Source organism: Pedobacter sp. 10L46_2, from assembly GCF_056395165.1.
The window spans coordinates 46,495-61,066 of the sequence record NZ_JBFTIZ010000001.1; the positions used below are offsets into that span (position 1 = coordinate 46,495).

Below are 14,572 nucleotides of genomic sequence, written 5' to 3' on the forward strand. Positions count from 1 at the left end.
TCACCTGAATGTTAGTCCGATACTAGTAAAAGTTTACTTATTTTGCACCTTTTAATAGATCAGGATATGAGTTTGGTAAAGGCAAAAAAGCATTTAGGGCAACATTTTTTAACGGATAAAAACATTGCGGCAAAAATAGTAAACGGCCTTATTCATACCGATAAATACAAACAAGTACTTGAGGTAGGCCCGGGCATGGGAATCTTATCAGATATTTTACTGGAACGGACAGACCTTGAAACTTTTTTAATTGATATAGATGTGGAATCGTATCGTTTTCTGCAGGAAAAATATCCTCAGCTTGGCGATAGACTAATAAATGGTGATTTCCTGGCATTAAATCTTTCTGAAATTTTTCCTGACAAGTATGCGATCATCGGAAACTTTCCTTATAATATTTCTTCTCAAATCCTGTTCAAGATTCTCGAAAACAGAACACATGTTGTGGAAATGGTTGGTATGTTTCAGAAAGAAGTTGCAGAACGCTGTGCATCTAAGGCAGGAACTAAAGACTACGGCATTTTAAGTGTGTTGATCCAGGCTTATTACGATATTGAATACCTGTTTTCTGTTAAGCCCGGTACATTTAATCCCCCACCAAAAGTAAATTCAGGTGTGATCAGGCTCAGCCGGAATAATGTAGAAACACTGCCGTGTGATGAAAAGCTTTTCTGGCGTACCGTAAAAGCGGGTTTCAATCAAAGAAGAAAAACATTGCGTAATGCGCTATCCGGGGTGGTACCTAAAGATAAAATGGATGACCATGCCTTTTTTGATAAACGTGCGGAGCAATTAAGCGTTGCAGATTTTATAGCGCTAACACAGCATTTAGCACAGCTATCTCAGTAAAATCAAATCACTAAACCCTGTATTTTTGCATAAATAGAATTCTAATAATGACCAAAGGGAAAATATTAATAGTAGACGATCTGCATCCGGCATTTAAAGAAAGTGCCATTGCACTGGGATACGAAGTAAACGATCAACCGTTAATTACAAGAGCCGAAACGCTTGCTGTAATTGCTGAGTATGAAGGAATAGCTGTTCGAACAAAATTTTTGATTGATAAAGAACTTTTAAGCGCGGGCGTTAAGTTAAAATTTGTTGCAAGGGCAGGAGCGGGATTAGATAACATAGATGAAGCGTTTGCCAAGGAAAAAAATATTGAGCTGCTAAATGCTCCCGAAGGAAACATGGATGCTGTTGGAGAGCATGCTACAGGTTTGCTGCTTGCACTTATGAATAACTTCCGCAGGGCAGACATTGAAGTACGAAATGGTGTTTGGGACAGAGAGGGTAGTCGTGGATTTGAGCTTAAAGGTAAAACCGTAGGGATAATAGGCTATGGCTTTATGGGTAAAAGCTTTGCGAAAAAATTAGCAGGTTTTGAAGTTAACGTTATTGCATATGATAAATATAAAACAGGCTTTACCGATGCTTACGCTAAAGAAGTAAGCATGGAAGAGATTGTAAAGCAAAGCGATGTGCTGAGCCTACATATTCCGCTTACATCTGAAACCAGGCAAATGGTAGATGAGGAGTATCTGTTTCACTTCCGCAAGCCAATATTTTTTATCAATACCGCAAGGGGCGAGGTAGTAAATACAAAGGCAGTCTTAAATGCAATAGCTGCAAATAAAATACTCGGCGCAGGGCTCGACGTACTAGAGGTAGAGAAATTTCCTGCTTTGGGAACTCAGAACTGGTACCAGGAGCTGGCTAAATCCGACAAGGTGATATTAACACCACATGTTGGGGGCTGGACCTTCGACTCTTATCGCAAGATTTCAGAAGTTCTGGCAGAGAAGTTACGCAACTTATAATTTCTTTAGCCAAATATTATCAGCTGGTTTGGCATCCATAAAAATACCGCCATCTAAGGTGATCGATCGTACGGGGGCATCTGCCCTGATTTCAAAAAATGTCTCTTTACGGTTGTTTTTCCATGTTTCCGGAGTTCGGTGAATCAGCTGTTCCTTGCCGTCGTTATAAATAACCTTCAGGTCAAAAGGAATTGCAAATCCTCCGGCATTTTTTACTGAAATCGTATAATTGTTCCCCTTTACAATTACCTTTTCAATAGCAAGGTCTATGTAGCTGCTACTAAAAAACCAATTGTTCCAAAACCAGTTTAAATTTTGTTTTGTGGCGTCATTAAAGGAATAAAAGAAATCCCATGGAATGGGGTGCTTACCATTCCAACGATCCATGTAGGTATGCAGTGCCTTTCCAAATACTTCGTCGCCAAGTAAATCTTTTAAAGCCAGATATGCCAATGAAGGTTTACCGTATGCATTATTGCCGTATCCGGCATCTGATACCTGGGTTGACATAGAGATAATTGGCTGATCTTGCTCCGTTGAAGGGTCAGATATCCAACGTTGTACCCTGAACTTCTTATAATTTTCTGCGGCTTTTTCTTTGCCTAATTGCTGTTGCCCTATCAAATATTCTAATGTGGTGGCCCAACCTTCATCCATAAATGCATAGCGTGTTTCATTGGTGCCCATGTAAAAAGGGAAATATGTATGAGCAATTTCATGATTAAGTACGAATTGAGAAAACTCCAGATCTGGCGTGCTGGAGTCATTCACCATCATTGGATATTCCATGTCAGCAAAKCCCTGAAAAGCGGTCATTTTGGAGAAAGGGTAGGGCACCCCAGGCCAGTTGTTAGAGAACCAATCCAGTGCAAGCTTGCCCCATTCAACTGCATGAGAAAAATCATTTGCAGCTTCATTATAAGCCGCCTGAACACTAACCCTTCTATTGGTTTTCTTATCAACTACAATACTTCCTGCATCCCATAAATAGCTACTGCTTAATGAAAAAGTAACATCGCTTATATTGTTGGCTTCAAACTTCCAGATGTTGTCGTCTTTTGGTTTTGTTACCCCGCCTTTTTTCATTTCAGCGGCTGTAGCAATATGGATCACCTCGTCAGAAGTGTAAGACTTTTTAAGTCTCGACGCATATTCAGCTTCCAAAACTTCATCAGGGTTTAACAGATCACCTGTTGCCCAGACAACATAATTTTTTGGCGCTTTAACAGCAAGTTTATAGTCGTTAAAATCGTTATAAAACTCTGTTCTGTCGCTATGCGGAATCATATCCCATCCATTGTAATCATCATATACAGATATTCTGGGGTAAGCGTAGGCCACAAAAAGAGAAGTGTTGTCGATTTGTCCCTCGCGACCACTCTGCTTTGACAAGGGATAGTTCCATTCGATCACAAAGGTTGCCGATTGGCCAGAAGGGAGTGGGCTCTTAAGTGCAACACTTGCAACCGTCCCCCAATTGGTACTGTTCACTTGGTAGGCCTGGCCATTTACTGTAAATGAGGAGATTTTTAAGCCGGAGCTTAAGAAATCAGCACCAACATAACCAGATCTTGGAGATTCTGGTTTGTGGATATTGTTTACGAATCTTATTGCGGCTGATTTTAATGTATCAGGGCTATTATTTGCGTAAACAATAGTTTCTTTTCCAGTTACAATCTTGTTTTTTTCGTCAACCGATACCTGAATGTCATACTTTCCCCGATTTTGCCAGTAATTTTTACCTGGTTTCCCATCGTATGAACGTGTTCCATTATCATATGCATTTTTTATATTTCTGGGTGTGTATAATTCTTGTGCACTAACTGTAAATGAAGTGATTAAGAATAGAAATAGGGTTTTTAAAGTATTCATTCTATAACTGTTAACTTAATGGAAATATAAAAATAGCCTTATTTTGTTCATAACTGCATCATTTTAGATCAATAATTTGTTTTTGTGGTATTACCCCATTATCTTCGTTTTAATTGAAGCAAGACTATGTAGGTTTAGAATCCCATGTAGTCTTGTTTGTTTTTTAGAGTAACTAACAAAATAAACGAGCTATGACAGAGGTAACATATTATACCCAAGATGGTTTAGAGAGACTAAAAGAAGAGGTGCACTATTTAAAAACTACCGGAAGGCAGTTAATATCTAAAGCAATAGCAGAAGCAAGAGATAAAGGTGACCTTTCTGAGAACGCGGAATATGATGCAGCAAAAGAAGCCCAAGGTTTACATGAAGCCAAGATAGCTAAGCTTGAAACAACACTTTCAACAGCAAGGCTAATTGATGAATCGAAACTGGATACTTCTAAAGTACTTGCATTATCAATCGTAAAGATCAAAAATGTTAAAAATGGCGCTACAATGAGCTATCAATTGGTAGCGGAGTCGGAGGCAGATTTAAAAACAGGAAAGATTTCTGTAAAATCTCCTATTGCCCAGGGTTTATTGGGTAAGTCAGTTGGCGATAAAACTGAAATTCAAGTACCGGCCGGTAAAATTGAATTCGAAATATTGGAAATCACGAGATAAAACCCAAAATCATGTCAAGCATATTTTCAAAAATTGTTAATGGCGATATTCCGGCACATATAGTTGCAGAAACCAGTGAATTCCTTGCCTTTTTAGACGTGAGTCCGTTAGTAATGGGGCATGTACTGGTTATTCCAAAAAAGGAAATTGATTACATCTTTGATATGGATGACGAAAGTTATTTTGGACTGACCTTGTTCGCAAAAATTGTAGCCCAGGGGTTAAAGGAAGCTTTTCCCTGTAAAAAAGTAGGCGTGGCAGTAATCGGACTTGAAGTACCACATGTGCATATTCACCTGATTCCAATGAATGCCGTAAACGACATGAATTTTAGTAAAGAAAAGCTAAAACCTACAGACGAGGAATTGGCAGAAGCGGCAGCTAAAATTAAAGCAGCACTAACCCTCGATTAAAGACATTATTTTGAAATACCTGAAAGGCAGCGTCTAAAAACGCTGCCTTTTTTTATTTTAACTTCTCGTTGTTTTTATGCCTTTCCGCATCGCGAATATTCTTTTTAACCAGGTTCTTCTCCAGGGCAGTGGTCAAATCAATGCCGGTCTGATTGGCCAAACATATCAATACAAAAAGCACATCAGCCATTTCATCACCCAGATCAACTGCTTCGTCGCTTTTCTTAAAAGATTGCTCGCCATACTTTCTAGACATGATTCTGGCTACCTCACCCACCTCTTCCATTAAAATGGCGGTATTCGTTAATTCATTAAAATACCTGATGCCTGTGGTATTAATCCATTGGTCTACAGTTTTCTGTGCTTCTTCTATTGTCATTTTAGTCTTCTTTCATTTCCGCTCTTAACCGGGCATTGATGTCAATTTTAGCGTTCTCCAGTAAATAAACGGATGTCCCGTATTCACGGGCCATTTTATTTTTAACGGAATTGATTTTCGATACCCGTTCAAATATAGGTTTTTCCACTTTCCGATCGGGATCATCATCGTCTATACTCGTAACAAGGATAACATTTTTAATTTGTTTGTCCAGATTAACCCAGGTAATGTAGTCTGCACTGAAAGAAACAGCATTGATGTTTTTAAAAGTAGAATAATGATTTATAGCTCCGGCTTCTCCATAATTATCACAAAGAATAATCAGGTTTTCCTTTTGCGGGATCCTTTTATAGACCTCATCTACAATTGTTGCCAATTCTTTCCAGCCAAGCATGTCAGCAAAATCCTGAGGGAGATGATGGTTTTTCCCGTCTTCCCATCTCATAACACCTAGTTTTTCAAATTTCTCCTTTTTAAGGGTAATTTCCCTCGGGGTTAGTATTGGATAGGCATAAGGCAGGATAAGAAAAAACATTGCTACAGCAGTAATTAAAGGAATAGCCTTAAGATATCTTTGCCATCCAGTTTTAAGTAAAGCGGCGAGATAAACAGATCCGCAGGCTAGTAAAACAGGATAAAGCCCGGCAGCATAATACCCTTTTGCCCTAAACCAGGTAAACAAGCCAATGGTAATCAGGTAGCTTAAGCCAATCCATCTTAAATTTTTAAATGGTTTATAAACAAAAAAGGCAATTGCTGCAGCAAATAAAATCCACAGATCGCCGATGTAATAAAGCAACTGCTCTTTTAGGAAGTCTATTCGGTTAATTTTATCCAACTGGGTTGCTGCAAGCTCCTTCATATGTTTAACCACAGGGAAATGATTTTGATATTGCCATAACAGATTTGGTAAAACCAGCAGTAGGCCAATGGCAATGGCGAAGTATAAGTGTTTTACAGCAAATATATGCCGCTGCGCGGATATGGAAAACCCAAGCCCTAAACCAACAACCAAAAAAGCAATACTGTATTTGTTTAAAAAACCAATTGCAATGGCAAGTATTGCATAGTAAATAAACCTTGGCGCATTTGTAGAGATGTATTTTATAAAGTAATAGTAAGTGGCTGTCCAGCATAAAATATCAAAAGCATTGGGCTGAAATAACATATCCAAACGCGCAATGGCACATGCAAACAATGCCACCATACATAATATCTTGGCAAACAGATCACCTTTTAGCGCTTTTACAATAAACCAGGAATACATTAATGTACCTGCGCCAAAACACGCGGTAATCAGACGTATTATAAAAGTACCGCCGCCAAGCATTTTTATGATCCATGCAAAAATGGAGGTAACAGGAGGAACAGATTGAAAGCCCCATGCCAGATGGTTTGCCTGATCGAGGTGTAAAAACTCATCACGATGTAATTCGTATACCGGATTAATCAGGAAACAGTGTAAAAAAAGCTTCAATACAACAAAGGATACTAAAACAATGGTTTCAGTGTTGGTTTTTTGGAGTGGCATACCAGTAATTTAGGTAAGATTAATTTATGATGAAAATAAATTTACCCAAAATTCAGCAAAGCTGTTATTCTTTGTTTTTTGTGTCGATACTGATGGTAACCGGACCATCGTTTACAAGGCTGATCTTCATGTCTGCCCCGAATATTCCGGTTTGGACTTCTTTATTGAGCAATGAAGACAATTGCTTAATCATGGATTCATATAGGGGAATGGCCTTGTCAGGTCTTGCTGCCCTGGTAAATCCGGGCCTATTGCCTTTTTTAGTAGACGCAAACAATGTAAACTGACTAATCAGTAAAATGTTTCCATCAATATCTGCGAGACCTTTGTTCATTAGCCCGTTTTCATCTCCAAAAACCCGCATGTTCACTATTTTTTGAGCCAGCCAATCCAGGTCTTCATGTGTGTCGGCATCTTCAATACCTAGCAATACCAGAAAACCATCGGTAATGGCACCTGTTATTTTGCCGTCTACCTTACAGCTGGCTTCAGTAACTCTTTGGATAACCGCTCTCATACCGCTTAGGCCCGTGTTTCGTTGCCGTTATAAATACTAAGATAGCTTTCGTACCTGCTTAGCTCTATTTCACCATTTTCTACCGCTCTTATCACAGCACATCCTGGTTCATTCACATGTCGGCAATTATTGAATTTACATTCATTCATCAAGTCCCTCATCTCTCTGAAATAATGACCAAGTTCTTCAGGCCTGATGTCAAATATGCCCAGTTCTCTGATGCCCGGAGTATCTATAAGATAGCCTCCGAAAGGTAAAGTATGCATCTCTGCAAAAGTTGTAGTGTGCTGGCCTTTGTCGCTGGCTTCCGATATTTCACCAGTCTTAATGCTTCTTCCGGGTAGTAATGCATTAATTAGACTTGATTTTCCTACACCTGAGTGGCCAGAAAACAAAGTCGTTTTGTCTTTAAGTAAACTTTCTATCTGAGGGATATTGGTGCCTTCTATAGCAGATACGGTATAGCATGGATAACCTATGTTTTCGTAAATAGCTGCATATTCAGCTAAAATAGCCAGGCCATCTTCATTAAAGAGGTCAAGTTTATTGAAAATCAGAACCGCAGGAATGGAATAGGCTTCGGCCGTTGCCAAAAAGCGATCTATAAAACCTAAAGACGTGCGGGGAGAGGCAAGGGTAACTACCAGAAAAGCCTGATCCATGTTGGCCGCAATAATTTGAGCCTGTTTTGATAAATTGATGGATTTACGGATAATGTAGTTTTTCCGGTCGTGCAGTTTATGAATCACCCCATTGTCGGAATTTGGCTCAAGTTCAAACTCTACCTGATCACCAACGGCAATAGGATTTGTGGTCTGAATACCCTGAATTCTAAACTTGCCCTTAATCCGGCAGTCATAATTGATGCCATTTTCTGCATGTACCTGATACCAGCTTCCTGTTGATTTAATTACTAATCCTCGCATATAAAGGTGTAAAGGTAAGAAACCTGATATAAAATATTTTTATAATCATTTGCTAATTAGAAAAATATAACTTTACTTTACACCGCAGCACACTAAGTGTAAAAAATACAATGTATATGAACTCAACAATTACAACCACTACAACCACCACCGGGATTACTCGGAGGAAGGTAAGCTAATGGTGTAACTGAAAAAATAAAAAACCACGAAAAGCGCCTTCCTCTAAACCAGGAAGGCGCTTTTTTTTTAACCAACAACTATGAATATTTTAAAATTTGGAGGCACATCGGTCGGTTCTGTCGAAAGCATAAGCGCTTTGATAGAGATACTTAAACCACTGCAGGGAGATGAGAACCCTATAGTAGTTTTATCAGCCATGGGCGGTGTTACCAACGCATTACTTGACATGGCAGAAAATGCCCGGAACCTAAGAGACTACGGCGACGCATTAAAACTTGTTGAGGAGAAACACTTCAAGGTAATCAGAGCTTTGTTACCTGCCGGGGCACAAAATCCAGTGCTTACTAAACTTAAAATTTATTTTAACGAACTGGAAGATATTTTWCAATCCGTATATAATCTTCGTGAACTTAGTGCTCAAACCAAAGATTTGATTCTTAGTTATGGCGAACGCTGTTCTACAGTAATGATCAGCCACATTGCCAAACAACAATTTTCTAATGCTGTTTATGTTGATGGAGCAGAGCTGATCAAAACAGACAGTAATTTTGGCCAGGCTAAGGTAAATACTTACATGACCGAGATGCTTATCAACGATTTTTACGAAGCCAACCAAGACAAGCTTTTGTTTGTTACCGGTTTCATATCAAGCAATGATGATGGGCGTGTAACCACTCTTGGTCGTGGCGGCAGCGATTATACCGCCGCAATATGGGGTGCAGCCTTAAACGCATCAGAAATACAGATCTGGACTGATGTTGACGGGATGTTAACAGCGGATCCGCGCATCGTTAAAAAAGCTTTTTCATTACCTGAACTGAGTTATACTGAAGCAATGGAGCTCTCTTATTTTGGTGCCAAGGTGATCTATCCCCCAACCATGATCCCTGCTTTTTTAAAGAAGATTCCAATTGTAATCAAAAACACCTTTAATACTGACTTTGCCGGAACATACATTAAGCACGGCATAAGCCCTTCAAACCTTCCGATAAAGGGAATCTCCTCAATTGATGAGATCAGCGTTTTAAACCTTTCAGGAAGCGGCATGGTAGGCAAAGCAGGCTTTAGTGGCAGGTTGTTCTCTATGCTTTCACGTGAACAGGTTAACGTTGTGCTGATCACTCAGTCGTCATCCGAGCATAGCATCACCTTTGCGGTAAAACCAGCCGATTCTTTAAAGGCCTTGTCGTTAATCAATAAAGAGTTTGAACTGGAACTTCAAGCCAGAAAGCTTGAATATCCTGAAGTAGAAAACGGACTATCAGTTGTAGCCATAGTTGGTGAGAACATGAAGCGCACACCAGGTATGTCTGGTAAATTGTTTAGCGCCCTTGGCCGTAATGGTGTAAATGTAAGGGCCATTGCACAAGGCTCTTCAGAATATAACATCTCGGTAATTATCTCGAAAACCGACTTGTCTAAGGCAGTAAATGCCATTCATGATGCATTTTATGCAGATCTTAAAAAGACTTTACATGTGTTCTGTCTGGGTACCGGCAACATAGGTAAAACCCTGTTTAAACAACTTCAGGATCAAATGCCTTTCCTTGCCGATAATAACGATTTGCAAGTAAAAGTTATGGGGGTTAGTAATACCCGTAAAATGTATCTTGACCCAAGAGGAATAGACCTTAATACCTGGGAAGAAGACTTAAACAATCAGGACACAAAAGCAAGCTTACCTGATTTCATCAGACGAATGAAAGCGATGAACCTTCCGAACTGTGTGTTTGTTGACAATACTGCAAGCCATAATCCGGTTGAGTTTTATCTGGATATATTACAATCGAGCATCTCTGTAGTTACCTGCAATAAAATAGGAAACTCTGCAGATTACGAGCAGTATGCAGCCTTTAAACAAGCAGCAAGGACTTATGGAGTCGACTTTTTCTACGAAACCAATGTAGGGGCAGGTTTGCCAATTATCCGTACACTTAAAGACCTGATGCTAAGTGGCGACAAGGTAGCTTGTATCGAAGCCATCCTTTCGGGTACTATCTCTTACATCTTTAACAACTACAAAGACGGAGTTCTTTTTCATGAAGTAGTAAAAGAAGCACAGGAAAAAGGGTATACCGAACCTGACCCGAGAGATGACCTTAATGGGAAAGACTTTATGCGTAAAATGCTTATTCTGGCCCGTGATGCCGGATATGCATTAGAAGAAAAAGATATAGAACTAGAAAATATGTTACCTCCATCATGTATGGCTGCAGAAAGTGTGGCCGACTTTTATAAAGAGTTAAAAAATAATTCAGCTTACTTCGAGAACCTGAAAAAACAGGCGACTCAAGACAATAAAGTATTAAGATATATTGGTAAGCTAGAAGGTGGTAAGGTTTCCATTAACCTGCAAATGGTAGATGAGAATCACCCATTCTATACCCTTTCTGGTAGTGATAACATTATTTCGTTTACTACTAATCGTTATAAAGACAGGCCTTTGGTTGTAAAAGGACCTGGTGCTGGAGCAGAAGTAACTGCTGCGGGCGTATTTGCTGACATCATAAACGTAGGTAAACGATGAAAAAGTCTATAAAAGTTTTCGCTCCAGCTACTGTTGCCAATGTGGTGTGTGGATATGATGTTTTAGGTTTTGCCGTAAACCAACCAGGTGATGAGGTAATTATGAGTCTTACCGATGGTAAGGGTATTACTATTTCAAAAATTACAGGTGATGATGGGAAGTTGCCATTAAACCCAACAAAAAATACAGTAAGTGCCAGTGTTCAACATTACTTAAACCATATTGGTAAACCTGATCTGGGTGTAGAAATTGAACTGCACAAAAAGATGCCGATAGGCAGCGGACTTGGTTCAAGCTCTGCAAGTACTGTAGCCGGTTTGTTTGCTATAAACACATTGATGGGTAATTTACTAACCAACAAAGAACTTGTTCCTTTTGCCATGAAAGGCGAGGAGCTGGCTTGCGGATATGGTCATGCTGATAATGTTGCGCCTGCCTTAATGGGGGGTTTTGTGTTGATCAGAAGTTATCAGCCATTGGACATCATTAGTCTGCCTTTTCCTGAAGAGATGCACGCTGCAATAGTGTACCCGGAAGTTGATGTGCCAACTAAAGATGCCCGCCAGATGATCCGTTCTAAAGTTTTGTTAAAGGATGCAGTAACCCAATGGGGAAATGTGGCCGGCTTGGTCAGTGGATTGTTTATGAAGGATTATGATTTGATCGGAAGAAGTATGACAGATATACTGGTTGAACCAACACGTTCCATACTAATTCCTGATTTTTACAAACTGCGTACTATTGCAATGAAGGCAGGTGCTGTAGGTTTTGGTATTTCGGGATCAGGGCCATCGGTATTTGCACTTACAAAGGATGCAGATACAGCAAACAAAATCACTGAAAAGTTAAAGCAGCATTTAAAGAACATTTCGATAAATAGCTTGTCTTTTGTTTCGGAAGTAAATAAAAGAGGCCCTATTATATTGGATTAATAACCAAACAAAATGAAACTATACAGTACCAACAACCAAAGTTTAAAAGTAGATTTTGCCACTGCTGTTTTTAACAGTATGCCTTTGGATAAAGGCTTATATATGCCGGTTCACATTCCGGAATTGGATAAAGAATTTATTGATCATATAGATCAGTTCACTTTATCCCAAATTGCCTTTAAAGTAGCTGCGGTATTACTTAAAGATGCTATACCTTTAGAAGATCTTCAAGCCATTATTGATGATGCTATCAATTTTGAAGCTCCGGTAGTGTCACTTGACGAAAACACTGCAGTACTGGAATTATTCCACGGCCCATCACTGGCTTTCAAAGATTTTGGCGCCAGATTTATGAGCCGCATTATGGCTTATTTCTTAAAGGATAATGAGAAAACCCTGGATGTGCTTGTTGCTACATCTGGCGATACCGGCGGGGCTGTGGCCTTAGGCTTTTTAGGTGTTCCCCATACCAGGGTAACTATCCTTTATCCTAAAGGAAAAGTAAGCGAAATTCAGGAGCTGCAGCTTTGTACAAACGGGCAGAATATCCATGCAGTAGAGATTGATGGAACTTTTGACGATTGCCAGGCCCTGGTTAAACAAGCTTTTGCAGATGAAGAGTTAAATGCAAGGTTAAGGTTGACCTCGGCAAATTCTATCAATATTTCCAGACTAATCCCGCAAACATTTTACTATTTCAATGCTTATGCCCAGTTAAAGAGACAAGGTAAGGAGGAAGTAGTATTTTCTGTTCCAAGTGGAAACTTTGGTAACATTGCAGCAGGCCTTTTGGCTTATAAAATGGGATTGCCGATAAAGCAATTTATAGCAGCAACCAATGTAAATGATACTGTTCCGAGATTCTTAGAAACAGGTGTCTACGAAACCAAGCCATCTGTACAAACCTATTCTAATGCAATGGATGTAGGTGCACCAAGTAATTGGGTAAGGATAATGGACCTGTTTAAAAACGACAAGGAAGCATTACAACAGATTTTGCAAAGCTATCGCTTTACCGATGAGGAAACATTAAGCGGAATAAATGCAATATATGAACAGTTCAATTATATCACCTGTCCGCATACTGCAATAGCATGGCTTGCATTACAAAAATATAGAGCAGAACATCCTGACGATAATTATACCGGCATTTTCCTTTCTACAGCGCATGCCTGTAAATTCCCTGATGTTTTCCCGGAAACAATCAAAGCAAATATTGAGTTCCCGGATCAGGTAAAAGATCTTTTGGCCAAGCCAAAAAAAGCACAAAAGATGAATACAGATTACGAGTCGTTTAAAAAGTATTTAACTACTTTTTACTAAAACGCATAATAGCGATATCGCCCATCATAAAGTTAAGGGTGGTATCGCTGGTTACTGAATAACTACCTACTTTCTTTAACATTTGTACAAATGTAGATTCTCCTTCGCCCGGACAAGCCATTCTTGTCATTGCAAAAGGCGCTGTAAAGTTGATGGAAGTATCATCGGCAACAAGTGCTCCTGAGTAAGAATTGCAGCTGGTATTGCCACTGAATTTTTTATCTGCCACTTCGAATGTGATCGTAGGTTTTTTACCCGGGTATAAGCCATTAAATGCTATTCTTGGACCCGAAATATAGTTAAGTTCCCAAGTTCCGCTCAATTGAGATAGCCCACCATTTCCTATTGTTCCAGACTTTATAGTAGTACAGGCTGTAAAGGCACTTGCAATGACAAGTATAAGTAGCATCAGTTTTTTCATAGCGGTAAAATTAGTTTGTTAGCCTAAAGGTACAAAGACTATTTTAAAAACGATCGGTATCCTGAAAAATTCAGGATACCGATCGTTTTGATTGTATTTTTTCTTAAAATATTGCCTGAGCAATCTTTTTGGTTGGCTCAGGATTACTCATTGTATAGAAATGCAATACAGGTGCGCCAACCTGGACTAGCTCTTTACATTGTTGTATCATCCATTCTATGCCCACCTCTTTCACTTGCTTCTCATCCTTACACGCCTGAACTGCTTCAGTTAGTTCCTCCGGAAGATCAATGTGAAATACCTTTGGTAAACTGATTAACTGCTTAGATGAAGTAATCGGCTTTAAGCCCGGAATGATGGGCACATTGATCCCATTCTCTCTGCATTGCTGCACAAAATTCACGTATTTGGTGTTGTCAAAAAACATTTGCGTTACAATGAACTCTGCACCCATATCCACTTTTTGTTTCAGATACTTAAAGTCAGTCTTCAAATTAGGCGCTTCGAAATGTTTTTCTGGATAACCGGCAACACCGATGCAAAAATCTGTTTTAAATGCAGAATGATCTTCGTGCAGGTACCTTCCGCTGTTCATGTCAGTTACCTGTTGCAGCAAATCGGTTGCAAAGGCATGTCCACCCGGGGTAGGAATAAAAGAAGAATCCGCATGGCGCGCATCTCCTCTTAGTACCAACACATTGTCGATACCCAGAAACTGAAGGTCTATTAAAGCATTCTCGGTTTCTTCTTTCGTAAAACCGCCGCAAATCAGGTGAGGTACTGCATCTACTTTGTACCTGTTCATAATAGCAGCACAAATGGCTACTGTACCGGGTCTTTTGCGATAAGAAACTTTTTCTAACAGGCCGTTACTGTGTTGTTTATAAATATAATCTTCACGGTGATAGGTCACATCTATAAAAGGAGGGTTAAACTCCATTAACGGATCTATCGCTTTATAAATTTCGTCTATGCTTTTGCCTTTAACTGGCGGTAATAATTCAAAAGAGAACAAGGTTTTACCCTTGGCATTATTAATATGATCTACAATTTTCATTTTGGT

14 protein-coding genes are annotated in these 14,572 nt (G+C 39.4%); 7 read left to right on the top strand and 7 right to left on the bottom strand.

Annotation, left to right across the window (positions count from 1 at the left end):
• The first annotated feature begins 66 nt into the window (after window positions 1-66).
• Both rsmA and AC1DDX_RS00205 read left to right on the top strand, forming a co-directional pair.
• The gene (rsmA, locus tag AC1DDX_RS00200) at window positions 67-849 is read left to right on the top strand and encodes a 16S rRNA (adenine(1518)-N(6)/adenine(1519)-N(6))-dimethyltransferase RsmA (RefSeq protein ID WP_172661926.1); all 783 of its coding nucleotides are present in this window, start codon (window positions 67-69) and stop codon (window positions 847-849) included.
• A 47-nt stretch (window positions 850-896) separates the two neighbouring features.
• Window positions 897-1,823 carry a 2-hydroxyacid dehydrogenase gene (locus AC1DDX_RS00205; RefSeq protein ID WP_288882708.1) on the top strand — a complete coding sequence of 309 codons (927 nt, stop codon included), beginning with the start codon at window positions 897-899 and terminating at the stop codon, window positions 1,821-1,823.
• Here the strand turns inward: AC1DDX_RS00205 and AC1DDX_RS00210 are convergent.
• On the bottom strand, window positions 1,818-3,695 hold the full coding sequence (locus AC1DDX_RS00210; RefSeq protein ID WP_337717861.1) for a M1 family metallopeptidase: 1,878 nt from the start codon (window positions 3,693-3,695) through the stop codon (window positions 1,818-1,820). The genes AC1DDX_RS00205 and AC1DDX_RS00210 overlap by 6 nt on opposite strands.
• A gap of 191 nt (window positions 3,696-3,886) precedes the next feature.
• Here AC1DDX_RS00210 and greA point away from each other — a divergent pair, with 191 nt between their 5' ends.
• Together greA and AC1DDX_RS00220 are read left to right on the top strand one after the other, a co-directional pair.
• Complete coding sequence (gene greA, locus AC1DDX_RS00215) at window positions 3,887-4,360, top strand: transcription elongation factor GreA (RefSeq protein ID WP_048903641.1); 474 nt, start codon at window positions 3,887-3,889, stop codon at window positions 4,358-4,360.
• An 11-nt stretch (window positions 4,361-4,371) separates the two neighbouring features.
• A complete protein-coding gene (locus AC1DDX_RS00220; RefSeq protein WP_172661923.1) occupies window positions 4,372-4,773 on the top strand; it encodes an HIT family protein in 402 nt (133 codons plus the stop codon).
• Window positions 4,774-4,825: 52 nt separating this feature from the next.
• Here the strand turns inward: AC1DDX_RS00220 and AC1DDX_RS00225 are convergent, their stop codons facing one another.
• From AC1DDX_RS00225 to rsgA, 4 genes are all read right to left on the bottom strand, one after another.
• Complete coding sequence (locus tag AC1DDX_RS00225) at window positions 4,826-5,152, bottom strand: nucleotide pyrophosphohydrolase (protein ID WP_048903643.1); 327 nt, start codon at window positions 5,150-5,152, stop codon at window positions 4,826-4,828.
• 1 nt (window position 5,153) lies between these two features.
• A complete protein-coding gene (locus tag AC1DDX_RS00230; protein ID WP_288882702.1) occupies window positions 5,154-6,683 on the bottom strand; it encodes a glycosyltransferase family 39 protein in 1,530 nt (509 codons plus the stop codon).
• A 64-nt stretch (window positions 6,684-6,747) separates the two neighbouring features.
• Complete coding sequence (dtd, locus tag AC1DDX_RS00235) at window positions 6,748-7,200, bottom strand: D-aminoacyl-tRNA deacylase (RefSeq protein ID WP_288882701.1); 453 nt, start codon at window positions 7,198-7,200, stop codon at window positions 6,748-6,750.
• A 5-nt stretch (window positions 7,201-7,205) separates the two neighbouring features.
• Complete coding sequence (gene rsgA, locus AC1DDX_RS00240) at window positions 7,206-8,126, bottom strand: ribosome small subunit-dependent GTPase A (protein WP_048903646.1); 921 nt, start codon at window positions 8,124-8,126, stop codon at window positions 7,206-7,208.
• Between the two features lie 259 nt (window positions 8,127-8,385).
• Here rsgA and thrA point away from each other — a divergent pair, with 259 nt between their 5' ends.
• The 3 genes from thrA to thrC are packed head-to-tail and all read left to right on the top strand — an operon-like array spanning window position 8,386 to window position 13,088.
• Window positions 8,386-10,833 (top strand): bifunctional aspartate kinase/homoserine dehydrogenase I, encoded by a 2,448-nt coding sequence (gene thrA / locus AC1DDX_RS00245; RefSeq protein ID WP_477621699.1) that lies wholly within the window; start codon window positions 8,386-8,388, stop codon window positions 10,831-10,833.
• Window positions 10,830-11,765, top strand: coding sequence for a homoserine kinase (locus tag AC1DDX_RS00250; RefSeq protein ID WP_172661919.1), 936 nt, complete (start codon window positions 10,830-10,832; stop codon window positions 11,763-11,765). The genes thrA and AC1DDX_RS00250 overlap by 4 nt, the downstream gene beginning before the upstream one ends.
• A 12-nt stretch (window positions 11,766-11,777) precedes the next feature.
• Window positions 11,778-13,088, top strand: coding sequence for a threonine synthase (gene thrC / locus AC1DDX_RS00255; RefSeq protein WP_172661918.1), 1,311 nt, complete (start codon window positions 11,778-11,780; stop codon window positions 13,086-13,088).
• Here thrC and AC1DDX_RS00260 read toward each other — a convergent pair.
• Window positions 13,075-13,509 (bottom strand): META domain-containing protein, encoded by a 435-nt coding sequence (locus AC1DDX_RS00260; RefSeq protein ID WP_172661917.1) that lies wholly within the window; start codon window positions 13,507-13,509, stop codon window positions 13,075-13,077. The two genes, thrC and AC1DDX_RS00260, sit on opposite strands and share 14 nt — an antisense overlap.
• Before the next feature lie 103 nt (window positions 13,510-13,612).
• Window positions 13,613-14,566 carry a methylenetetrahydrofolate reductase [NAD(P)H] gene (gene metF, locus AC1DDX_RS00265; protein ID WP_172661916.1) on the bottom strand — a complete coding sequence of 318 codons (954 nt, stop codon included), beginning with the start codon at window positions 14,564-14,566 and terminating at the stop codon, window positions 13,613-13,615.
• Between the last annotated feature and the right edge of the window lie 6 nt (window positions 14,567-14,572).

Coding starts and splice junctions, on each gene's coding strand:
- rsmA (WP_172661926.1), top strand. CDS start 67: ATGAGTTTGGTAAAGGCAAAAAAGCATTTAGGGCAACATTTTTTAACG.
- AC1DDX_RS00205 (WP_288882708.1), top strand. CDS start 897: ATGACCAAAGGGAAAATATTAATAGTAGACGATCTGCATCCGGCATTT.
- greA (WP_048903641.1), top strand. CDS start 3,887: ATGACAGAGGTAACATATTATACCCAAGATGGTTTAGAGAGACTAAAA.
- AC1DDX_RS00220 (WP_172661923.1), top strand. CDS start 4,372: ATGTCAAGCATATTTTCAAAAATTGTTAATGGCGATATTCCGGCACAT.
- AC1DDX_RS00225 (WP_048903643.1), bottom strand. CDS start 5,152: ATGACAATAGAAGAAGCACAGAAAACTGTAGACCAATGGATTAATACC.
- AC1DDX_RS00230 (WP_288882702.1), bottom strand. CDS start 6,683: ATGCCACTCCAAAAAACCAACACTGAAACCATTGTTTTAGTATCCTTT.
- dtd (WP_288882701.1), bottom strand. CDS start 7,200: ATGAGAGCGGTTATCCAAAGAGTTACTGAAGCCAGCTGTAAGGTAGAC.
- rsgA (WP_048903646.1), bottom strand. CDS start 8,126: ATGCGAGGATTAGTAATTAAATCAACAGGAAGCTGGTATCAGGTACAT.
- AC1DDX_RS00250 (WP_172661919.1), top strand. CDS start 10,830: ATGAAAAAGTCTATAAAAGTTTTCGCTCCAGCTACTGTTGCCAATGTG.
- thrC (WP_172661918.1), top strand. CDS start 11,778: ATGAAACTATACAGTACCAACAACCAAAGTTTAAAAGTAGATTTTGCC.
- AC1DDX_RS00260 (WP_172661917.1), bottom strand. CDS start 13,509: ATGAAAAAACTGATGCTACTTATACTTGTCATTGCAAGTGCCTTTACA.
- metF (WP_172661916.1), bottom strand. CDS start 14,566: ATGAAAATTGTAGATCATATTAATAATGCCAAGGGTAAAACCTTGTTC.